This window comes from Colwellia sp. MB3u-4, assembly GCF_014077065.1.
GTDB lineage: Bacteria > Pseudomonadota > Gammaproteobacteria > Enterobacterales > Alteromonadaceae > Cognaticolwellia.
In genome coordinates this window covers 1-443 of sequence record NZ_JACGVE010000032.1, presented here as the reverse complement: position 1 = coordinate 443, position 443 = coordinate 1, and the positions used below count along the sequence as shown (strand labels likewise).

Here is a 443-nt window from a genome sequence, read left to right as displayed (position 1 = left end):
GCCGCTAAGCTTACTGTTGCATTCGCAGCATCGGCAACACTGATGATAATACCTGAGGTGGTACCTATATCGGCTTGAACTGGTGTGCCGGTTAACGTACCAGTTGTCGCATTAAACGTTGCCCAGCTAGGTTTAATGTTAATACTAAAGCTTTGGGTATCACCTGCATCAACATCAGAAACTGTTGGGGTAAAGCTATAAATGGCATCTTCAGCCACCGTTGTGGCTGGCGTACCTGTTATTACCGGCGCATCGTTGGTGTTTGACACTGTGATAGTAAAGGCCGCTAAACTTACTGTTGCATTCGCAGCATCGGCAACACTGATGACAATACCTGAGGTGGTACCAATATCATCATTAGTCGGTGTGCCCGTTAAGCTACCGGTTATTGTGCTAAACGTTGCCCAGCTAGGTTTAATGTTAATACTAAAGCTTTGGGTATC

1 protein-coding gene is annotated in these 443 nt (G+C 45.8%); it reads right to left on the bottom strand.

The annotated features are described in order from the left end of the window. A partial coding sequence (locus tag H4J61_RS00265; protein WP_182182637.1) for a putative Ig domain-containing protein occupies window positions 1-443 on the bottom strand: 443 nt, incomplete at both ends.